This window comes from Streptomyces sp. JLBG701 (assembly GCF_058544905.1).
In genome coordinates, this window is record NZ_CM178588.1 from 3305587 (window position 1) to 3323694 (window position 18108).

Below are 18108 nucleotides of genomic sequence, written 5' to 3' on the forward strand. Positions count from 1 at the left end.
GCTACGGGCTCCTGTCGGGGGACACTGCTTGCTTGCGACGACCAGTGTCCCCCATGGGGCCCATGGCTCTATACGTCCGTGACGCGCAGCCCCGCGTGCGCCTTGTAGCGGCGGTTCACGGAGATCAGGTTGGCCACCAGGGACTCGACCTGGTGGGCATTGCGCAGCCGGCCGGAGAAGACGCCTCGCATGCCGGGGATACGTCCGGCCAGGGCCTGCGTGATCTCGACATCGGCCCGCTCCTCGCCGAGGACCATGACGTCGGTGTCGATCTCGTCGATCTCCGGGTCCTGGAGCAGAACGGCCGACAGATGGTGGAAGGCGGCGGTGACCCGGGAGTCCGGCAGCAAGGCGGCGGCCTGTTCGGCGGCGCTGCCCTCCTCGGGCTTCAGCGCGTAGGCGCCCTTCTTGTCGAAGCCGAGCGGGTTCACGCAGTCGACGACGAGCTTGCCGGCCAGTTCCTCGCGCAGGGACTCAAGGGTCTTGCCGTGGCCGTCCCACGGCACGGCGACGATCACGATGTCGCTGCGGCGCGCGGTCTCGGCGTTGTCGGCGCCCTCGACGCCGTGACCGAGCTCGTCGGCGGCGGCCTGGGCGCGCTCGGCGGCACGCGAGCCGATGATCACCTTCTGGCCGGCCCTGGCGAGCCGGTAGGCGAGGCCCTTGCCCTGCGGCCCGGTCCCGCCGAGCACGCCGACGACGAGCCCGGAGACATCGGGCAGGTCCCAGGGGTCCTTGGCGGGGGCCTTGGCAGGGGTCTGTGCACTGTCGGTAGAGGTCATGGGGCCGACTTTACGTCCGCCCCGGCGCCGTCACGGGGTCAGGTGAGCCGCGTCACGGGGACCCTCCGGAAGACGATGCGCTCGTACGCTCCGAAGTCCCCGGTCTCGTAGAGGAGTCCGATGTTGTCGTCGTCGATCTGTACGAGGTCGGAGTAGGCGGCGGGCAGGCCGTCGACCGTGTACACGGGCTGCCAGGTGGTGCCGCTGTTGTCGGAGGCACGGATGGTCATCATGGCGCGGCCGCCCGGGAACGCGGGGCCGGAGAAGAGCAGCAGGTCCGGCTTGCGGAGCTGCAGGACGCTGCCCTGGCAGACGGGACCGTCCAGACAGGCCTGCGGGCGGAACGGGTTGGCGAGGGTCTTGCCGCCGTCCTTGGAGTGGGCGTCTGCGCGGTTGCCGGGGGCCGGGGAGTCGTTGCGGGTGTTGAAGTAGAGGCGGCCGTCGGGGAGTTCGGCGGCGGTGGTCTCGTTGACGTTGATGTATCCGTCGGTGTTGTCGTCGAGGTAGCCGATCGACCAGGTCTCGCCGTGGTCGTCGCTGAGCAGGCAGTGGCCGCCGTTGTACTTGCCCTCGCCGCCGGTGTCCGTGCCGGTGGGCGCCTGGCTGTGGTTGGCGGGGACGACGACCCGGCCGGTGCTCAGCTGGAGGGCGTGGCCGGGGGTGGTGGCGTACCAGCGCCAGCCGGTCTGCTTCACCGACTCGGTGATCTCCTTGAGGCCGGTCCAGGTGACCCCGTCGTCGTCGCTGTGCTGCACCCACACCCGGCGCCCGTCGGCTTCCTTCACCTGACCGAGCCGAATCTCGGACTCCGTCGAGGAACCGGCCGAACGGCAGTGGACGAGAAGAATGCGGCCGGTGTCGAGGACGACGGGGGCGGGGTTGCCGGCGAGGCCGGTGCCGTTGTCGGCGACGGCCTTGACGGGGCCCCAGGTGCGGCCGCCGTCCGTCGAACGCTTCAGCACGATGTCGATGTGGCCGTGATCGCGGGCCGAGTTGACCCGGCCCTCGCAGAAGGCGAGCAGGGTGCCGGAGCGGGAGACGACGATCGCCGGGATCCGGTAACTCGCGTATCCGTCACGGCCGGCGCGGAAGGGAACACTGACTACTGGCATGCGCACAACCTTCCTCACGCCGGGCGAATTCGTGGTGAACTCCGCGTCACGAGTGGTCGATTGAGGCAGGATGCGGTCGCATGGATGCCGTGAGGGTCGCGTTGCTGCGTGAAGTGCTCGCCGGGACCGAGTGGTTGGGGGCCACGCGGCGGTTCGCGGGGGTGCTGCGCGGGTCCGTGGTGTCGCACGGGGGCGGGTTGCTGCTGGTCGGTACGGCGGAGTACGAGCCGTGGCATCTGGCGGCCCACCTCGTGGACGAGGCCGCGTGGTCCGGGACCCCGGAGCTGGCCCCGACTCTCGTACGACATTCCGCGCGCCCTTCCGACCCCGCGCAACTCTCCGTCGGCCTGGGCAGGATCGAGGCCGCTCGGCGAGGAGAGACGTTGCTGGTGGTGTCGCCTGAGGGCCCGGACGCGGTGCTGTTGGAGCGGGTGCACGACGCCCGGCGGGCCGGCACGACGGTCCTCGCGTTGGGCGCGGCCGAGGGGGAGTTGGCGGCGATGTCCCACGAGTCGCTGGCGGTACCGGACGGCCCGGAGCTGGACCTGGACACGGTGCAGCACTTGGTAAGCGCGGCGGCCGGGGAAAACGCGCTGCCTGCCCCAAGGGGACCCCGCCGTCTCCGGGACAGGTTCTCAAGGCTGACGGACCAACTGACGGCGCCGCCTCCTGCCCGCTGGTAAGGCAGGGATCCCCGGCAGCACCCCTTCAAAAAGCGGTTGCCCCCATCCCCACCCCCGCCGACCATGACCCCTCGTGACCGACGAAGCCCCTCCCTCCGGCCTACGCGCCCTCCTCCCCGACCTCGCCCCCTGGCGGGCCTCCGTCGACTTCCGGCGGCTCTGGGTGTCGGGGCTGGTCACCAACTTCGGGAGCTTCCTCACCTTCGTCGCGCTTCCCGTGCAGATGAAGGAGCTCACCGGGTCCGCCGCGGCGGTGGGGGCGATCGGGGCCGTAGAACTCGTGCCGTTGATCGTGTTCGGGCTGTACGGCGGTGCGCTCGCCGACGCGTGGGACAAGCGGAAGCTGATCGTGTGGACGGAGGCCGGGCAGGGCCTGCTCTGTGTGGCGCTGCTGTGGAACGCGCTGCTGCCCCGGCCGGCCGTCTGGCCGCTCTACGTCGTCGCCGCCCTCTCCTCCGCTCTCGGCTCGGTCCAGCGCCCCGCGCTCGACTCGCTGATCCCGCGGATCGTGGCCCATGAGCACATGCCGGCCGCGAGCTCCCTCAACTCCCTGCGCTGGACGGTTGGCGGCGTCGCGGGCCCGGCCCTTGCGGGTGTGGTCGTGGCGTACGCGGGGCTCGGCTGGGCGTATGCCGTGGACCTCGCGACCTTCGTCGTCTCCGTCGCCTTCATCGTCCGCGTCGCGCCCTCCCCCGCCTCCCACGAGGCCGCGAAGCCGTCGCTCCGGTCGATCGCGGAAGGCGCCCGGTACGCGTGGAGCCGTAAGGAGCTGCTGGGCACGTATGCCGTCGACCTCGCCGCGATGATCCTCGCGATGCCCATCGCTGTCCTGCCGTTTCTCGCGGACGAGCTGGACGCGGAGTGGTCGCTGGGATTGATGTACGCGGCGCTTCCGGCCGGGGCGCTGCTGGTGAGCCTGACCAGCGGCTGGACCTCGCGCATCCATCGGCACGGCCGGATGGTGGTGCTGTCGGCGGCGCTGTGGGGCCTGTCCGTGGCAGCCGCGGGCGTCACCGGCAACGTATGGCTGGTGCTGCTGTTCCTCACCCTGGGCGGCGGGTTCGACATGGTCAGCGGCATCTTCCGCGCGGCCATGTGGAACCAGACGATCCCCGACGAGCTGCGCGGCCGGCTCGCCGGGATCGAGCTGCTGTCGTACTCGGTGGGCCCGCAGCTGGGTCAGGTGCGGGCGGGCGGCATGGCGGCGTGGACGGGCGTGCGGACGTCGGTCTGGTCCGGCGGGCTGCTGTGCGCGGCCGGGGTGGGGCTGTTGGCCCTGTGTCTGCCGGGGCTGATGACGTACGACGTGCGGACGAACGAGCACGCGGTGCGGCTGCGCGAACAGCGCGCAGCCGCCACAGCCACACCCGTACAGGGATGAGTCAGTCGTCCTCCGCGTTCCGCGCCGACGCGTCGTGCCACTTGGGGTCGTTCTCCCACTCCAGGTTGCGCTCGCGGGCCGTCTCCATCGCGTGCTCGGCCTCCTGGCGGGTGGCATACGGCCCGAAGCGGTCCTTGGCGGGGCACTCCGGCCCCTCCTCGACCTTCTTGTGTTCGAGGCAGTAGTACCACTCGCCCGGCTTCCCGACCGTCCGCTTCTTGAACAGGGCCATGGCTGGGGCTCCTTTCGCCAGGGACATGTTCCCCCACACCGGCTGGTTAGACTCGCTGGCATGTCTGGCCAGTCGCTGCTCGTTCCAGGGGAGCTCTCTCCCATCCGTTCGGTGCCCGGAAACATCCGCCGGCCCGAGTACGTCGGCAAGCCGGCGCCTACGCCGTACACCGGACCGGAGGTGCAGACGCCCGAGACGGTCGAGGCGATGCGGATCGCCGGGGGGATCGCCGCGCGGGCGATGGCCGAGGCGGCGAAGCTCATCTCCCCCGGCGTGACGACGGACGAGCTGGACCGGGTGGCGCACGAGTACATGTGCGACCACGGCGCCTACCCCTCGACGCTCGGCTACCGCGGCTTCCCCAAGTCCCTGTGTACCTCGGTCAACGAGGTCATCTGCCACGGCATCCCGGACTCGACGGTGCTGCGGGACGGCGACATCGTCAACCTCGACGTGACGGCGTACATCGGCGGGGTCCACGGCGACAACAACGCGACGTACCTGGTCGGGGACGTCGACGAGGAGAGCCGCCTGCTGGTGGAGCGGACCCGGGAGTCGCTGGCCCGCGCCATCAAGGCCGTCAGGCCCGGCCGCCAGATCAACATCATCGGCCGGGTCATCGAGTCGTACGCCAAGCGCTTCGGGTACGGCGTGGTCCGTGACTTCACGGGCCACGGGATCAACTCGTCATTCCACTCCGGGCTGATCATTCCGCACTACGACAGTCCGCACGCGACGACGGTGATCCAGCCCGGGATGACCTTCACGATCGAGCCGATGCTGACGCTGGGGACGCACGAGTACGACATGTGGGACGACGGGTGGACGGTCGTCACGAAGGATCGCAGGCGGACGGCTCAGTTCGAGCACACGCTGGTCGTGACCGAGACCGGGGCCGACATCCTCACGCTGCCGTAGCCCCACGCACGCTTTCCCCTGCCCGCTCTCTTCGGAGGGCGGGCATTTCTCTGTCCGGGTAGGGTTTTACCGACGCCCTGTCGGAAACGTTACCGACAGAAGGTCAGTAAAGCATTGACTTAGGTAAGCCTAACCATAGAAAATCCGGGGCATGGACTCGTTCTCGACACTCATCCGCACCGCGTCCCACGAGCAGCACGTGGAGGCGGAGACCTCGACGTTCATGAGCGACCTGCTCGGTGGCCGGCTCGGCGTGGACGCGTACGCGCGCTACACCGAGCAACTGTGGTTCGTCTACGAGGCGTTGGAGGCCGGGGCCGAGCGGTTGGCGTCGGATTCGGTGGCCGGGGCGTTCATCCGGCCCGAGTTGTTTCGGCTGACGGCGCTGAAGCGGGACCTTGCGCATCTGCGTGGGCCTGGCTGGCAGGCTGGGGTGTCCGCGTTGCCCGCGACCGAGGCGTACGCGAACCGGGTGCGGGAGTGTGCGGAGCAGTGGCCGGGGGGTTACATCGCCCATCACTACACGCGCTACCTCGGTGATCTCTCCGGCGGCCAGATCATCCGCGACAAGGCGGAGAAGACCTGGGGTTTTGAGAAGAAGGGCGACGGCGTCCGCTTCTACGTCTTCGAGGAGATCGCCAACCCGGCCGCGTTCAAGCGGGTGTACCGGGAGCTGTTGGACTCCGTCCAGGCCGACGATCTGGAGAAGCAGCGGATCGTGGCCGAGTGCAAGCGGGCGTTTGCGTTGAACACCGGGGTGTTCCGGGCCCTGGGTGAAGAGTTCTCGCTGTCTGCGTGAGCGTCTCTGGGGGCTGCCGCCCCCAGACCCCCGCTTCGGCCCTTAAGGGGCCTCGTCCTCAAACGCCGGACGGGCTGGGATTGCCTGGACCGGCGCTGAAATGCCACGGTCAGCGCTGTAAAAGCCACGGTCAACTCCGTGGATGTCAGCGTTCGAGGAAGACCCGGCCCCCGACCTCCACCCAACCCCCCGGCTGGGGAGCCGTCAGTAGTTGTGAGCCCGCGCCCTGGACGATGTTCAGGGCGCGGCCCAGTTGGGCTGTCAGTTGGATTGCCGCCGCGCCCGTTGCCTCGTCCTCGTCGATGCCGTCGCCTCGGCCGGGGAAGCCGCGGGAGCGGATTCGGCCCGCGGCCTCGTCCTCCCAGGCCCAGGCGTAGATCCACTCCCCCGGTGGCGGGACGGGCAGTTCGTCCACCTCGGTGGCCGAGGCGTATTGGCGCAGCGTGCGCGGCTCGGGCCATTCCGGGCGGGCCTCTATCCAGCTGAACTCGCCGTCCAGGCGGGCACCGACGACCCCGGCCGGCGTGACCAGCTCGGGGACGTCGAGGAGCCAGGCCGCTCCCACGCACGGGTAACCGGCGAAGGGCAGGCGCACGCTGGGTGTGTAGATGTCGATGACACCGCGCTCGGGGTCGTCGACGAACACGGTCTCGCTGAAGCCGAGTTTCGCCGCGAACGCCTGTCGCTCGTTGCGCTCGGGCATGACCGAGCCCTCTCGGACGACGCCGAGTTCGTTGCCGTATCCACCGCGCGGGCCGCAGAAGACACGCAGCACGTCGTAATCAGTCACGTCGGCATTGAAACATCACCCCGTGACCGCTTATTCGGCGGTACGCCGCCTGCGCATCGCGAACACCACGCCCGCGCCCGCCGCCACCGTCAGCGCGGCCGCCGTGCCCAGGGCGCCCACCGGGACGTCGGAGCCGGTCGCGGCGAGGCCGCCGGTCACGCTGCCCGTGGTCGAGCCCGTGCCGCCGGTGGTCGAACCCGTCGTACCGGAGTCGTCATCGGTGCCGCCGGTCGACGACGACTCGTCGTCCGTCGGGAGTTCCGCGTCCTCCGTCAGGGCCACGGACAGGTCTACCGGGTCGAGTTCGGTGCCGGACTCGTAGAAACCGCCGAAGGCCTTCGCGCCGGCGTCGGTCAGGGTCGCGGTGATGTCGTCCAGGGTGATGACGTCGTCCTGCGATGTCAGGTCGGCGCTGTCGGCCTTCAGGTCGGCCAGGACCACGTCCGCCGACTCCTCGCCGAGGCTCGTCACGTCGGCCGTCAGCTCGCCGGAGCCGCCGTCGAGGGTCGCCTTCAGGTCAGTGAGGGTGAGGTCGAGGCCGTAGCCGCCGTCCTCGCCCTGGCCCTCGTGGCCCTTGAAGTTGACCGCGCCCGCGAAGGCCACGGAGAGGGTGTCCGCGTCGGTGTCGTACTCGCCCGTCGCGTCGGGGAAGGTGAAGACCCCGTTGTCCGCCGCCTGGCTCGCACCGTCCGACACCGTGATCTCGCCGTTGGCCACGCTGCCCACGACATACGAGCGGAAGGACTCCTTGACGCCCCAGCCGAGCGTGCCGTCGACCACGTCGCCCTTCGTCGCCGCGTCCGTGGTGGAGGGCGACGGGCTGCTCGTGCTGTCCGAGGGGGACGGCGACGCCGTCGTGGTCTGGGTGGGTGTCGGGGTCGGAGTCGGGGTCGCCGACTCGGTCGCACTCTGCGTCGCCGTCGGAGTCGTGGACGGAGTGGTCGAGGTCGGGGGCGTCGTCTGCTTCACCGTCAGCGGGTCGCCCGCCGCGCCCTCGTAGCTCGCGCTGCCGAAGACGTCCGCCGCCTCCTTCGTGAGCGTGGTCGTCATGTCCGTCATGGCCTGCGTGACGGTGACCTTGGCGAGCGGCACGTCGTCCGTCGTCGTTCCGCTCTTCGTCACGTCGGCGGTGATCTCGGCGGCCGAGCTGTCGAACTTGACGTCGGACAGGCCGATCTCGAAGCCGTGCAGCGTCGACTTGATGTTCAGGCTGCCCTTGAAGGCGAGGTCCACGGTGTGGGCGGTGGAGTCGTAGGTGCCCGTGCCGTCCACGAAGGTGAACGCGCCGTTGTCCGCGGCCTGCGTCGCGCCGTCCGCGGGGGTGAAGGTGCCGACCGCGGCGCCGGTCACGTACGTGCGGTACGACTGCTTGATGCCCCACGTCAACTCGTAGCCGCTGAGCGGTACTTCGGCAGCCGAGGCGGTGGTCGCGCCGAGGGTGGCGAGCGCGGTGGCGCCCAGCGCGGTGGCCGTCGCCACGGCGGCGGCGAGGGCGAAGGGGCGGCGGGATCTGGCGGGTATCGCTGACATGGTTGTGGTCTCCTCGGCGTGACTCGGGGGTTAGTTCTCTTCGGAGGGTTCGGTGGTGGGCCGCGCCCTGCGCCTGCGGAGGGCCAGCAGTGCGACGGCCGCGGCCACCAGCAGCAGGGAGCCGGCCGCGAGCGCGACGGGCAGGGCGACGGACGTGTCGTCGGAGTCGGACGTACTCGCCGCGGCGGCGGGCTCGGCGGACGCCTGCTTCGACGCGTCCGGTGACGCGCTCTCCGTCACCGTGCTGCCCAGGTCGGGCAGGGCGGGCAGGGCCGCGTTGTCGGTGAGGGCGACGGCGAGCGTGACCGGGTCCATCTCGGTGCCCGGCTGATACATCCCGGCGAAGGCCTTCGCGCCCTTGGCGGTGAGTTTCGCGGGCGCCTCTGTTACAGCGACGAGGCCGTCGTGCGGGGTGAAGTCCTTGGCGGTGAAGGTGACGAGCGGGACCTTGGTGCCCTTGAAGTCGGCGCTCGTGACGTCGGCGTAGAGCGTGCCCTTGCCGTCCGCCACCGTCACCCGGACATCGGCGAACTCCAGGTCGAGCCCGTTCTCGCCGGTGAAGTGCACGCCGCCCTTGAAGGTGGCCGTGAGCGAGCGGTCGGTCTTGTCGTACGTCCCCTTTCCGCTCGAGAAGCGGAAGAGGGCGCCGCCGTCCTGGGCTCCGGAGGACAGTGCCCACTTGCCCTGGGCGATGTCGCCGGTGACGTACTCGCGGAAGGTGCGGCGCACACCCCAGTCGACGGCGCCGTCCTCGATCGCCCCGGAGGTGTCCTTCTTCGTGGCGGTGGCCGACGGCTTCGGGGTCGCCGACGCCGTCGCCGCCACCTGTACGTCCGCCGACAGGCTCACCGGGTCCAGTGCGGTCCCGGCCGTGTAGTACCCGGCGAAGGACTGCGCGCCCTGTGAAGTCAGCGTCGCGGGAAGGTTGTTGAGGGCGACGGTGGCGCCGCCGCCCTTCATGTTGATGCCACCGAGGGAGAGGGAGGCGAAGGGCACCTGTGAGGACGTCGTGACCGTCCCGGTGTCCTTCGCCTTGCTGATGACGTCGACGTACAGCGTGCCGCTGCCGCCTGCGATACGGACCGTGGGGCGGCTGATCGTGAGGTCGAGCTGGTACGTCCCCGCGTCCGTCTTGTGGCCTACGAAGTGGACTCCGCCGGAGAAGGAGGCGGTGAAGGCGCCGGTGTCGCCGTCGTAGGAACCCGTCGCCGAGTGGAAGCGGAAGCTGCTGGCGCCGACGGTCGCCGCGCCGCCGGTCAGCGAGTAACTCCCGTTCGCTATGGGGCCGGTCACATAGCTCTGGAAGGACGCCTTGATGCCCCAGTCGAGCCGACCGCCCTGCACGGTGCGGCTCGCGGCGTGCGCGGTCACGGCCGGGAGCAGGGCCACCAGGACGAGCGTGCACAGCACAGTGACCAGTGCTCGAAAGCGCGCGGGCATGGGAGGTCCTCCGGATACGACTGCCGGTAGCGAATGAAGGTAAGGCTAACCTAAGCTCTGATCAGCTGAAACGACAGAGGCCCGAGAGGATCGGACGGAACCGTGCCACGCTTGCGCACCCGACTGGCGGGAGCAGTGCTGTCCGTACTCGCCCTCGCCCTGACCGCGACCGGCTGCGGAGGCCCCACACAGGCGGCCTCACCGGCCTCCTCAGGTAAACCCGCCGCCAACCGTGTCGAGCCCCTCACCGACACCCCGGCACCCCAACTGCCCGTCACCGTCCGGTCCGCCGACGGCAAGAAGGTGACGGTCGAACAGGCCGACCGCATCGTGCCCCTGTCCGGCAGCCTCAGCGAGATCGTGTTCACGCTCGGGCTCGGCGAGAGAGTCGTCGCCCGCGACATCACCGCCACCTTCGCGCAGGCGGCCAAGCTCCCGGTCGTCACCCGCAATCACGACGTCTCCGCCGAGAGCGTGCTCTCCCTCAAGCCGGACCTCGTCCTCGCCGAGACGACGACCGGTCCCGCAGAAGCCATGCAGCAGATCCGGGACGCCGGCATCCCCGTCCTCGTCGTCGACCCGGCCCAGGGCCTCGACGACGTGGGCCCGCGTATCCAGGCGGTGGCCGACGCGCTCGGCGTACCGGCCGCCGGCAAGGAGCTCACCCAGCGGTCCGAGGCGCGGATCGCCGCCGTACAGAAGGAAGTTCCGCGGCACTCGGACAGCGACAGGCCGCGCGTGGCCTTCCTCTATCTGCGCGGCTCGGCCTCCGTCTATCTCATCGGCGGCAGGGGGTCGGGGGCCACCTCGCTCCTGGAGGCGGCCGGCGCGGTCGACGCGGGGGCCGAGTCCGGGTTGGAGAAGGACTTCACCGCCATCACCACCGAGGCGCTCGCGCAGGCCGCGCCCGACGCGATTCTCGTCATGTCCAAGGGACTTGAGTCGGTCGGCGGTGTCGACGGGCTCGTGAAGATCCCCGGTGTCGCCCAGACCCCGGCCGGGATGGACCGCCGGGTCGTGTCCGTCGAGGACGGGGTTCTGCTCAACTACGGGCCGCGCACCGACCAGGTACTCCAGTCCATCGTCGACCAGTTGTACGGAGACGAATCCAAGTGACCGTTCTGGAAAAGGCCGTTGAGGGCACACCCGACGCGGCGACACCATCTCGCAAACGGCGCGGCACCACTTGGCTGCTGACCGCCGGGCTCGTGGTCGCCCTCCTCGTCCTCGTGCCGGTCGCCGCCGGCCTCGGCGCGTATCCGATCCCGACCGGCGACGTGCTCTCCTCCGTCCAACACCGCATCGGCCTGGGCGGCTCCGCGCTCGACCGGGTTCCCGAGTCCGTCCTGTGGAACGTCCGCTTCCCGCGCATCGTGCTCGCGCTGCTCGTCGGCGCCTCGCTGGGGTGCGCGGGCGCGTTGATGCAGGGCGTGTTCGGCAACCCGCTCGCCGAGCCGGGTGTCATCGGCGTCTCCTCCGGGGCGGCGGTGGGGGCGGTCGGGGCGATCGCGTTCGGGCTGACCTTCCTGGGCAACTGGACGGTGTCGGCGTTCGCGTTCGTCGCCGGGCTCGGCACGGTGCTGCTCGTGTACGGGATGTCGCGTTCCGGGGGCCGGTCGGAGGTGGTGACTCTGATCCTCACCGGGATCGCGGTGAACGCCTTCGCGGGGGCGTTGATCGGGCTGTTCCTGTTCTTCGCGGACACCGCCGCGGTGAACCAGATCGCGTTCTGGCAGCTGGGGTCGCTTTCCCAGGCGACCTGGCCGAAAGTGCTGGCGGTGCTGCCGTGCGCTGCGCTGGGCCTCGCCGTCGCCCCGCTGTACTCCCGTCGGCTGGACCTGCTGGCGCTCGGTGAGCGGCCCGCCCGGCACCTCGGTGTGGACGTCGAGCGGCTGCGGATCCTGCTGATCCTGGTCATCGCGCTGCTGACCGCGGCCGCGGTGAGCGTCTCCGGGATCATCAGCTTCGTCGGGCTGGTCGTGCCGCATTTGCTTCGCATGGTGGCGGGGCCTGGGCATCGGTTCTTGATTCCGGCCAGTGCGCTGCTCGGTGCGGTGGTTTTGCTTGCTGCGGATCTGGCGGCCCGGACCATCGCTGCGCCAGCCGAGCTTCCGCTCGGTGTGCTGACGGCTCTGCTCGGCAGTCCGTTCTTCTTCTGGCTGTTGCGGAGGACGCGGCGTAGGCAAGGGGGTTGGGCCTAAGGAGGGGTTGTGTGTCGTCTGCGGGCTAGTGGGGGCTGGTCGCGCAGTTCCCCGCGCCCCTGGGTAGTCCACCTCAGCCCTGTATTCGAAAGGACCCCGCCATGAGACTCCTCCGACCCCGGCCCACCCCTCCTCCACCCGCCGAGCCGGGTGACGTCCTCGCCTCAGCCGAGAACCTTCACGTCCGTCTCGGCGCCCGCGAGGTGCTCCAAGGTGTCGACGTAACCGTCCGCGCCGGCGAGGTGCTCGCCCTCGTCGGGCCCAACGGCGCCGGGAAGTCGACCCTGTTGGGTGCCCTCGCCGCCGATCTTCCGGCCGCCGAGGGGGTCGTACGCATTCATGGTCGGCCGGCGAGCGAGTGGTCCGCGCCTGAACTCGCCCTGCGGCGGGCCGTGTTGCCGCAGTCGACGTCCCTCTCCTTTCCCTTCACGGTGGAGGAGGTCGTGCGGATGGGGCGGGCGCCCTGGGGCGGATCGCCCGAGGAGGATGAGCTGGCCGTCGCGGGGGCGATGGCGCGGGCGGAGGTGACCGGGTTCGCGGGGCGGTCGTTCTCGGCGCTCAGCGGGGGTGAGCGGGCTCGGGTCGCGCTGGCACGGGTGTTGGCGCAGCACGCGCCGCTGCTGTTGCTCGACGAGCCGACCGCGGCGCTCGATCTCAGGCATCAGGAGTTGGTGCTGCGGTTGTGCCGGGAAAGGGCGGACGCGGGGGACGCGGTGGTCGTGGTGTTGCACGATCTGGGGCTCGCGGCCGCCTACGCGCACCGGGTCGCGATTCTGCGCGCCGGTCGTGTCGCGGCCGACGGACCGCCGGCCGAGGTCTTCACCGAGGGGCTGCTGTCGGAGGTCTACGACCAGCCGGTCGAGGTGCTGCCGCATCCGCGGACGGGGGCGGTGCTGGTGACGCCGCGACGGAGTCTGTGAGCCTGCTATGGGCTTACTGTGATTTCTTTGCCTTTCTTTACCATCCCATGGGGTCCGGTTTGAGCCACCGTGATCGGCTCGTGCTCATACACCGTCTATGAGAGGTGGATCACCGCATGCCTGGGTATCACGCAGGTAAGGCTCAGATAAGTTAGGCGAGCCTACCCATAGCTATGTGATCCCCGTCAGCGATTTTTCGCCACCCTCATGGAGCCCGCATGCGAGCCGTCAGACTCTCCGTCGTCACCGCCGCCGCCACCGTGGCGGCTCTGACCGCCGTCACCGGCTGCACCGAGAAGGGCAGTTCGGGCAGCGGCGACCACGTGATCAACGTGACCGCGACGGACGACAAGTGCGAGACGTCGAAGAAGGAGATCCCCGCCGGGCACGTGGAGCTCGCCATCGAGAACAAGGGCTCCAAGGTCAACGAGGTCTACATCCTCTTCCCGGACGACCGGGTCGTCACCGAGCGCGAGAACATCGGCCCCGGCACCAAGCAGCGGGTCACCGCCGAGGTGAAGGCCGGCGACTACCAGATCGCCTGCAAGCCCGGCATGACGGGCAAGGGCATCCGCCAGGACCTCAAGGTCACCGGCGGCACGGTCGCCAAGCGGGACGCTCGCCTGGACTCGGCCGTCGCCGCCTACCGCCAGTACGCGCAGGAGCAGGCCGACGAGACCGTGCCGCTCGCCGAGACCTTCGCCAAGGCGGTCAAGGCCGGCGACATCGAGGCCGCGAAGGCCGCGTACGCGCCCTCCCGCATCGGCTGGGAGCGCACCGAGCCGGTCGCCGAGTCCTTCGGCGACATCGACCCGAAGGTCGACGTCCGCGCCGACGGCCTGGAGCCCGGCCAGGAGTTCACCGGCTGGCACCGCCTGGAGAAGTCCCTCTGGCAGGACAAGAAGATCACCGACGAGGACAAGACCCTCGCCGACCAGCTGATCACCGACCTCAAGGACTGGCAGAAGCGGGTAGGCAAGGCCGAGATCACCCCGACCTCCATGGCCAACGGCGCCAAGGAGCTCCTCGACGAGGTCGCCACCGGCAAGGTCACCGGCGAGGAGGAGCGCTACTCGCACACCGACCTGGTCGACTTCAAGGCCAATGTCGAGGGCGCGGAGAAGGCGTACGAGCTGCTCAAGCCGGTCGCCAAGGAGAACGACGCGGCTCTGGTGACGGAGCTCGACAAGCAGTTCGCCGCGCTGAACACGCTGCTCGACAAGTACCGCGCGGACAAGAACTCGTACGACTTCACCTCGTACGACAAGGTCGGCGAGGCCGATCAGAAGGAGCTGTCGGACGCGGTCAACGCGCTCGCCGAGCCCCTGTCCAAGCTCGCCGCCGCCGTCGTGAAGTAGGGGGAGCTCACCATGACGGAGAAAATGACGGAGAAGACGACAGACAGCACGGAGGCGACCGGAACCTCCCGGCGTTCGCTGATCGGCTGGGGTGGTGCCGGGCTCGCGCTCGGTGCCGTCGTGGCCGGGGGCGCGGTCGCGATGAGCCGGGTCGGCGACGATGTGGACCCGGCCGGCGCCGAGACCGGTGCCGCGATCGACTTCCACGGCACGCACCAGGCGGGCATCGCCACGCCCGTGCAGGACCGGCTGCACTTCGCCGCGTTCGACGTGAAGACGGACGACCGCGCCGAGTTCGTACAGATGCTGAAGGACTGGACCGCGGCCGCCCGCCGGATGACCGGCGGGCAGGCGGTCGGCGAGGGTGCGTACGGCGGTCTCCCCGAGGCCCCGCCGGACGACACCGGTGAGGCGCTGGGGCTGAAGCCCTCCCGGCTGACGCTGACGATCGGCTTCGGGCCGTCGCTGTTCGAGAAGTTCGGGCTGGCGGAGCTGCGGCCTGAGGCGCTCGTCGATCTGCCGCAGTTCGCCGGCGACAACCTCGACAAGAACCGCAGCGGCGGCGACCTGTGCGTCCAGGCCTGTTCCGACGACCCGCAGGTCGCCGTGCACGCCATCCGCAACCTCGCCCGGATCGGCTTCGGCAAGGTCGTCGTCAAGTGGTCGCAGCTCGGCTTCGGCAAGACGTCGTCCACGACCCCGGACGCGCAGACCCCGCGCAACCTCATGGGATTCAAGGACGGCACCCGCAACATCGCGGGCACCGAGACGGACCGGCTGAAGAAGTTCGTGTGGGTGGAGGAGAAAGACGGGCCCGGGTGGATGGACGGGGGCTCGTATCTCGTCGCCCGCCGTATCCGTATGCACATCGAGACCTGGGACCGCACCTCGCTGCAGGAGCAGGAGGACATCATCGGCCGGGACAAGGGCGAGGGCGCCCCGGTCGGCAAGGCCAAGGAGCGCGACGAGCCGTTCCTCAAGGCCATGCTGCCCAACGCGCACGTCAAGCTCGCGCACCCGGACAGCAACCACGGGGCGACGATCCTGCGCCGCGGCTACTCCTTCACCGACGGCACGGACGGCCTCGGCCGCCTTGAGGCAGGCCTGTTCTTCCTCGCCTACCAGCGCGACGTCCGCAAGGGCTTCATCCAGATCCAGCGCAATCTCGGCACCGACACGCTCAACGAGTACATCCAGCACGTGGGTTCAGCGGTCTTCGCGATCCCGCCCGGCGTCCGCGACAAGGACGACTGGTGGGGCCGGACGCTGTTCTCCAAGGAGGCCTGACCCTGTGTTCTCCAACTACCTGATCGGTCTGCGCGAGGGCCTGGAGGCCAGCCTCGTCGTCTGCATCCTCATCGCCTACCTGGTGAAGACGGACCGCCGGGACGCGCTGAAGCCGATCTGGATCGGCATCGGCGTCGCCGTCACCCTCGCGCTCGGCTTCGGCTGCGCGCTCGAATTCGGCTCCCAGGAGCTGACGTTCGAGGCGCAGGAGGCGCTCGGCGGCTCCCTGTCGATCCTCGCGGTCGTCCTGGTGACATGGATGGTCTTCTGGATGCGGCGCACCGCCCGCCACCTCAAGGCCGAACTGCACGGCAAGTTGGACGCGGCCCTGGCCATGGGCACGGGCGCGCTGGTGGCGACCGCGTTCCTCGCGGTGGGCCGGGAGGGCCTGGAGACCGCCCTGTTCGTGTGGGCGTCGGTCCACGCGGCCAGCGACGGCACCCCGCGCCCGCTGATCGGCGTCGCCCTCGGCATCGCCACGGCGATCCTGCTGGGCTGGCTGTTCTACCGGGGGGCGTTGAGGATCAACCTCTCCAAGTTCTTCACCTGGACCGGCGCCATGCTGGTCGTCGTGGCCGCCGGCGTGCTGGCGTACGGCTTCCACGACCTCCAGGAGGCCGACTGGCTGCCGGGCCTCAACGACAAGGCCTTCGACATCAGTTCCACGATCCCGCCGGACAGTTGGTACGGCACCCTCCTCAAGGGCGTCTTCAACTTCCAGCCCGATCCGACCGTCCTCCAGGTCACGGTGTGGGCTCTGTACCTGATCCCGACGCTCGCACTCTTCTTCGCCCCGGTAGGGTTCGCCTCCGGGAAGGGGAAGGTGAAGGTAGCCGATGAGCAGGGATCGCAGCCTTCGAAGGCGTCGCAGTCTTCAACGGATTGACCGGAGCGCACTGATAGCGGCCTCGCTGACCGCTTTGTCGCTGACGGCGAGCGGATGCGTGGTGGTGCACGGCGAGCGCGAAGTGCTCCCCGCCACCACCCGCGCCGAAGCCGCGAGCGCGCTCAAGGAGTTCACGAACGCGTACAACAAGGCCGATGAGGCCTACGACAGTTCCCTGGACGCCGACTTCGTCACCGGCGCCCTGGGGGACATCGACGCGGCACGGCTGAAGGCCGGCCACACGACCAGCCCGGACGGCAACGCGGCGCACACGCCGCTGGAGCTGACGGACACGGAGTTCACGATTCCCAAGAAGGCGGGCTGGCCACGCTGGTTCCTCGCCGACACCGCCGCCAACAAGGGCGGCGCCGCCCGCTGGCTGTTCGTGTTCACCCGGGACGCCCTGGGCGATCCGTGGGAGGTCGCGTATCTGACGCTGGTCGCCGAGGACGCCGTACCGGAGTTCAAGAAGGACAAGGACGGCTGGGCCGAGGCCGTACCCGTCGACTCCACCCAACTGGCCGCCGCGCCCGAGGACTTGAGCAAGGACTACACGACCTACCTGAACAGCGGCAAGGGCGACTTCGCGGACGGCGCGCACACCAGCGGGTGGCGGGCGCAGCGGGCGGAGGCCACCAAGCCCGGACTCGCCACGCAGTACATCGACGAGCCGCTGACCAGCGGCGACTACGCGCCGGTGGCGCTGCGCACGGCGGACGGCGGGGCGTTGGTGTTCTTCACCACGCACCACTACCTGAAGCAGACGGCCGCGGCGGGGGCGTCGGTCCCCGAACAGACCGCGAGCGTGCAGGCCCTGACGACCGGTGAGGTCAAGCAGTCGCTCACCATGGAGTACGTCTCCAACCAGGTCGCCCTGGACCCGAAGAAGGGCTCGGTGGACGCGAAGGTGTCGCTGCTGGGCCGGATCGAGGGACTGACGGGCGCGAAGGGCGAGTAGGGATCCCCGAGGGGACCGACTCGGGAGGGATCAGCCTCGGAGGGGCCAGGCCGCGCTCGCGTGGTCCGGCTCCTCGCCTGCGTGACGGGCGCACGCGTCCGTGAGGATCTCCAGCAGGCTCAGCGGGTCGGGCAGCGGGTGTTCGAGGCCGCGTATCCAGTGCACGGAGCGGCCGTCGTCGCCGGGGAGCCGGGCGGGCGGGACGAGGACGTAGGAGCCTCGACAGTGCCAGCGCAGGCCCGGGTGCTCGTCCGCCGTCTCGGGGTGGCAGTCCAGCTCGCACGGCCACCACTCGTCCTCGTCCTCGGGGGTGCCGCGGGTGAGGGTGAAGAAGAGGAGCCGGCCGTCGTCGCTCTCGGCGACGGGACCGACCTCGATACCGGAGGCGAGCAGCCGCTCCAGCGCCTCGCGGCCGGCCTCCAGGGGCAGGTCGAGGACGTCGTGCACCATGCCGGTCGCGGTGATGAAGTTGGCCTGCGGCTGGTACCGGGCCCAGCGCTCGATCTGCGCGCGGTCGGTCGTGGACTGCGTCTGCCAGGCGAAGGAGACTGGGTGCCGGGCGGGTGTGGGGCATCCCACACGGTCGCAGGAGCAGCGGTAGCCGGCGGCGGGGTGCGCGGCGGGCGCCAGCGGCAGCCCCGCGTCGGCGGCGGCGAGCAGCAGGGCCTCACGGCCGCCGTCGCCGGCGGCCTCCTTCGGGCGGCGTCCTCGCAGCCACTGGGAGACTTTGCCCTGCCGGCCGTTACGGCCGCCGAACGTCGCGCTCATCTATCGCCTCGCCTCGTCTCGCCGTGGTGCGGACTGCATGTCCCATGGTCCCACCATCCTGCG

General features: G+C 70.0%; 18 protein-coding genes. 11 read left to right on the top strand and 7 right to left on the bottom strand.

The genetic code is table 11. The features are described from left to right. Positions 1 to 68: 68 nt before the first annotated feature. Together npdG and AC5DRG_RS15105 are read right to left on the bottom strand one after the other, a co-directional pair. Entirely contained in the window at positions 69 to 782 is a 714-nt protein-coding gene (gene npdG / locus AC5DRG_RS15100; RefSeq protein WP_491811009.1) for an NADPH-dependent F420 reductase, read from the bottom strand. A gap of 38 nt (positions 783 to 820) precedes the next feature. Next, positions 821 to 1894, bottom strand: coding sequence for a sialidase family protein (locus AC5DRG_RS15105; RefSeq protein WP_491811010.1), 1074 nt, complete (start codon positions 1892 to 1894; stop codon positions 821 to 823). Positions 1895 to 1974: 80 nt separating this feature from the next. Between AC5DRG_RS15105 and AC5DRG_RS15110 the strand changes: the two genes are divergently transcribed. Together AC5DRG_RS15110 and AC5DRG_RS15115 are read left to right on the top strand one after the other, a co-directional pair. Further along, positions 1975 to 2577, top strand: coding sequence for a hypothetical protein (locus tag AC5DRG_RS15110; protein WP_491811011.1), 603 nt, complete (start codon positions 1975 to 1977; stop codon positions 2575 to 2577). A 73-nt stretch (positions 2578 to 2650) separates the two neighbouring features. Beyond that, positions 2651 to 3958 (top strand): MFS transporter, encoded by a 1308-nt coding sequence (locus AC5DRG_RS15115; protein ID WP_491811012.1) that lies wholly within the window; start codon positions 2651 to 2653, stop codon positions 3956 to 3958. 1 nt (position 3959) lies between these two features. Here the strand turns inward: AC5DRG_RS15115 and AC5DRG_RS15120 are convergent, their stop codons facing one another. Further along, positions 3960 to 4190 carry a hypothetical protein gene (locus AC5DRG_RS15120; protein ID WP_491811013.1) on the bottom strand — a complete coding sequence of 77 codons (231 nt, stop codon included), beginning with the start codon at positions 4188 to 4190 and terminating at the stop codon, positions 3960 to 3962. Positions 4191 to 4250: 60 nt separating this feature from the next. Here AC5DRG_RS15120 and map point away from each other — a divergent pair, with 60 nt between their 5' ends. Next, positions 4251 to 5108 carry a type I methionyl aminopeptidase gene (map, locus tag AC5DRG_RS15125; protein ID WP_491811014.1) on the top strand — a complete coding sequence of 286 codons (858 nt, stop codon included), beginning with the start codon at positions 4251 to 4253 and terminating at the stop codon, positions 5106 to 5108. Positions 5109 to 5259: 151 nt separating this feature from the next. Continuing rightward, positions 5260 to 5907 carry a biliverdin-producing heme oxygenase gene (locus AC5DRG_RS15130; RefSeq protein ID WP_491811015.1) on the top strand — a complete coding sequence of 216 codons (648 nt, stop codon included), beginning with the start codon at positions 5260 to 5262 and terminating at the stop codon, positions 5905 to 5907. A gap of 145 nt (positions 5908 to 6052) precedes the next feature. On the opposite strand, the gene AC5DRG_RS15135 is transcribed toward AC5DRG_RS15130, so the two are convergent. Genes AC5DRG_RS15135 through AC5DRG_RS15145 form a run of 3 tightly spaced genes read right to left on the bottom strand, consistent with a single transcriptional unit; the run spans position 6053 to position 9667 of the window. Next, the gene (locus AC5DRG_RS15135) at positions 6053 to 6697 is read right to left on the bottom strand and encodes a PhzF family phenazine biosynthesis protein (RefSeq protein ID WP_491811016.1); all 645 of its coding nucleotides are present in this window, start codon (positions 6695 to 6697) and stop codon (positions 6053 to 6055) included. A gap of 30 nt (positions 6698 to 6727) precedes the next feature. Continuing rightward, a complete protein-coding gene (locus tag AC5DRG_RS15140; RefSeq protein WP_491811017.1) occupies positions 6728 to 8227 on the bottom strand; it encodes an HtaA domain-containing protein in 1500 nt (499 codons plus the stop codon). 30 nt (positions 8228 to 8257) lie between these two features. After that, positions 8258 to 9667 (bottom strand): HtaA domain-containing protein, encoded by a 1410-nt coding sequence (locus AC5DRG_RS15145; protein ID WP_491811018.1) that lies wholly within the window; start codon positions 9665 to 9667, stop codon positions 8258 to 8260. A gap of 111 nt (positions 9668 to 9778) precedes the next feature. Between AC5DRG_RS15145 and AC5DRG_RS15150 the strand changes: the two genes are divergently transcribed. From AC5DRG_RS15150 to AC5DRG_RS15180, 7 genes are all read left to right on the top strand, one after another. Continuing rightward, a complete protein-coding gene (locus AC5DRG_RS15150; RefSeq protein ID WP_491811019.1) occupies positions 9779 to 10783 on the top strand; it encodes a heme/hemin ABC transporter substrate-binding protein in 1005 nt (334 codons plus the stop codon). Next, positions 10780 to 11868, top strand: a complete 1089-nt coding sequence (locus AC5DRG_RS15155) for a FecCD family ABC transporter permease (RefSeq protein ID WP_491811020.1) — start codon at positions 10780 to 10782, stop codon at positions 11866 to 11868. Before AC5DRG_RS15150 ends, AC5DRG_RS15155 begins: the two co-directional genes overlap by 4 nt. A 101-nt stretch (positions 11869 to 11969) precedes the next feature. After that, positions 11970 to 12788: a heme ABC transporter ATP-binding protein gene (locus tag AC5DRG_RS15160; protein ID WP_491811021.1), complete on the top strand. Its 819-nt coding sequence runs from the start codon at positions 11970 to 11972 to the stop codon at positions 12786 to 12788. A 218-nt stretch (positions 12789 to 13006) separates the two neighbouring features. Beyond that, positions 13007 to 14146: an iron uptake system protein EfeO gene (gene efeO, locus AC5DRG_RS15165; protein ID WP_491811022.1), complete on the top strand. Its 1140-nt coding sequence runs from the start codon at positions 13007 to 13009 to the stop codon at positions 14144 to 14146. 12 nt (positions 14147 to 14158) lie between these two features. Continuing rightward, positions 14159 to 15433, top strand: a complete 1275-nt coding sequence (gene efeB, locus AC5DRG_RS15170) for an iron uptake transporter deferrochelatase/peroxidase subunit (RefSeq protein WP_491811023.1) — start codon at positions 14159 to 14161, stop codon at positions 15431 to 15433. Between the two features lie 4 nt (positions 15434 to 15437). Next, a complete protein-coding gene (gene efeU / locus AC5DRG_RS15175) occupies positions 15438 to 16319 on the top strand; it encodes an iron uptake transporter permease EfeU (RefSeq protein WP_491811024.1) in 882 nt (293 codons plus the stop codon). Next, entirely contained in the window at positions 16270 to 17277 is a 1008-nt protein-coding gene (locus AC5DRG_RS15180) for an SCO2278 family lipoprotein (RefSeq protein ID WP_491811025.1), read from the top strand. Before efeU ends, AC5DRG_RS15180 begins: the two co-directional genes overlap by 50 nt. Positions 17278 to 17307: 30 nt before the next feature. Here AC5DRG_RS15180 and AC5DRG_RS15185 read toward each other — a convergent pair whose 3' ends face one another. Then, positions 17308 to 18045, bottom strand: a complete 738-nt coding sequence (locus AC5DRG_RS15185; protein ID WP_491811026.1) for a bifunctional DNA primase/polymerase — start codon at positions 18043 to 18045, stop codon at positions 17308 to 17310. Positions 18046 to 18108: the final 63 nt, after the last annotated feature.

What these genes read in the sequence shown, in the direction of transcription:
- npdG (WP_491811009.1), bottom strand. Translation starts at nt 782, where the DNA reads ATGACCTCTACCGACAGTGCACAGACCCCTGCCAAGGCCCCCGCCAAG.
- AC5DRG_RS15105 (WP_491811010.1), bottom strand. Translation starts at nt 1,894, where the DNA reads ATGCCAGTAGTCAGTGTTCCCTTCCGCGCCGGCCGTGACGGATACGCG.
- AC5DRG_RS15110 (WP_491811011.1), top strand. Translation starts at nt 1,975, where the DNA reads ATGGATGCCGTGAGGGTCGCGTTGCTGCGTGAAGTGCTCGCCGGGACC.
- AC5DRG_RS15120 (WP_491811013.1), bottom strand. Translation starts at nt 4,190, where the DNA reads ATGGCCCTGTTCAAGAAGCGGACGGTCGGGAAGCCGGGCGAGTGGTAC.
- map (WP_491811014.1), top strand. Translation starts at nt 4,251, where the DNA reads ATGTCTGGCCAGTCGCTGCTCGTTCCAGGGGAGCTCTCTCCCATCCGT.
- AC5DRG_RS15130 (WP_491811015.1), top strand. Translation starts at nt 5,260, where the DNA reads ATGGACTCGTTCTCGACACTCATCCGCACCGCGTCCCACGAGCAGCAC.
- AC5DRG_RS15140 (WP_491811017.1), bottom strand. Translation starts at nt 8,227, where the DNA reads ATGTCAGCGATACCCGCCAGATCCCGCCGCCCCTTCGCCCTCGCCGCC.
- AC5DRG_RS15145 (WP_491811018.1), bottom strand. Translation starts at nt 9,667, where the DNA reads ATGCCCGCGCGCTTTCGAGCACTGGTCACTGTGCTGTGCACGCTCGTC.
- AC5DRG_RS15160 (WP_491811021.1), top strand. Translation starts at nt 11,970, where the DNA reads ATGAGACTCCTCCGACCCCGGCCCACCCCTCCTCCACCCGCCGAGCCG.
- efeO (WP_491811022.1), top strand. Translation starts at nt 13,007, where the DNA reads ATGCGAGCCGTCAGACTCTCCGTCGTCACCGCCGCCGCCACCGTGGCG.
- efeB (WP_491811023.1), top strand. Translation starts at nt 14,159, where the DNA reads ATGACGGAGAAAATGACGGAGAAGACGACAGACAGCACGGAGGCGACC.
- AC5DRG_RS15180 (WP_491811025.1), top strand. Translation starts at nt 16,270, where the DNA reads ATGAGCAGGGATCGCAGCCTTCGAAGGCGTCGCAGTCTTCAACGGATT.
- AC5DRG_RS15185 (WP_491811026.1), bottom strand. Translation starts at nt 18,045, where the DNA reads ATGAGCGCGACGTTCGGCGGCCGTAACGGCCGGCAGGGCAAAGTCTCC.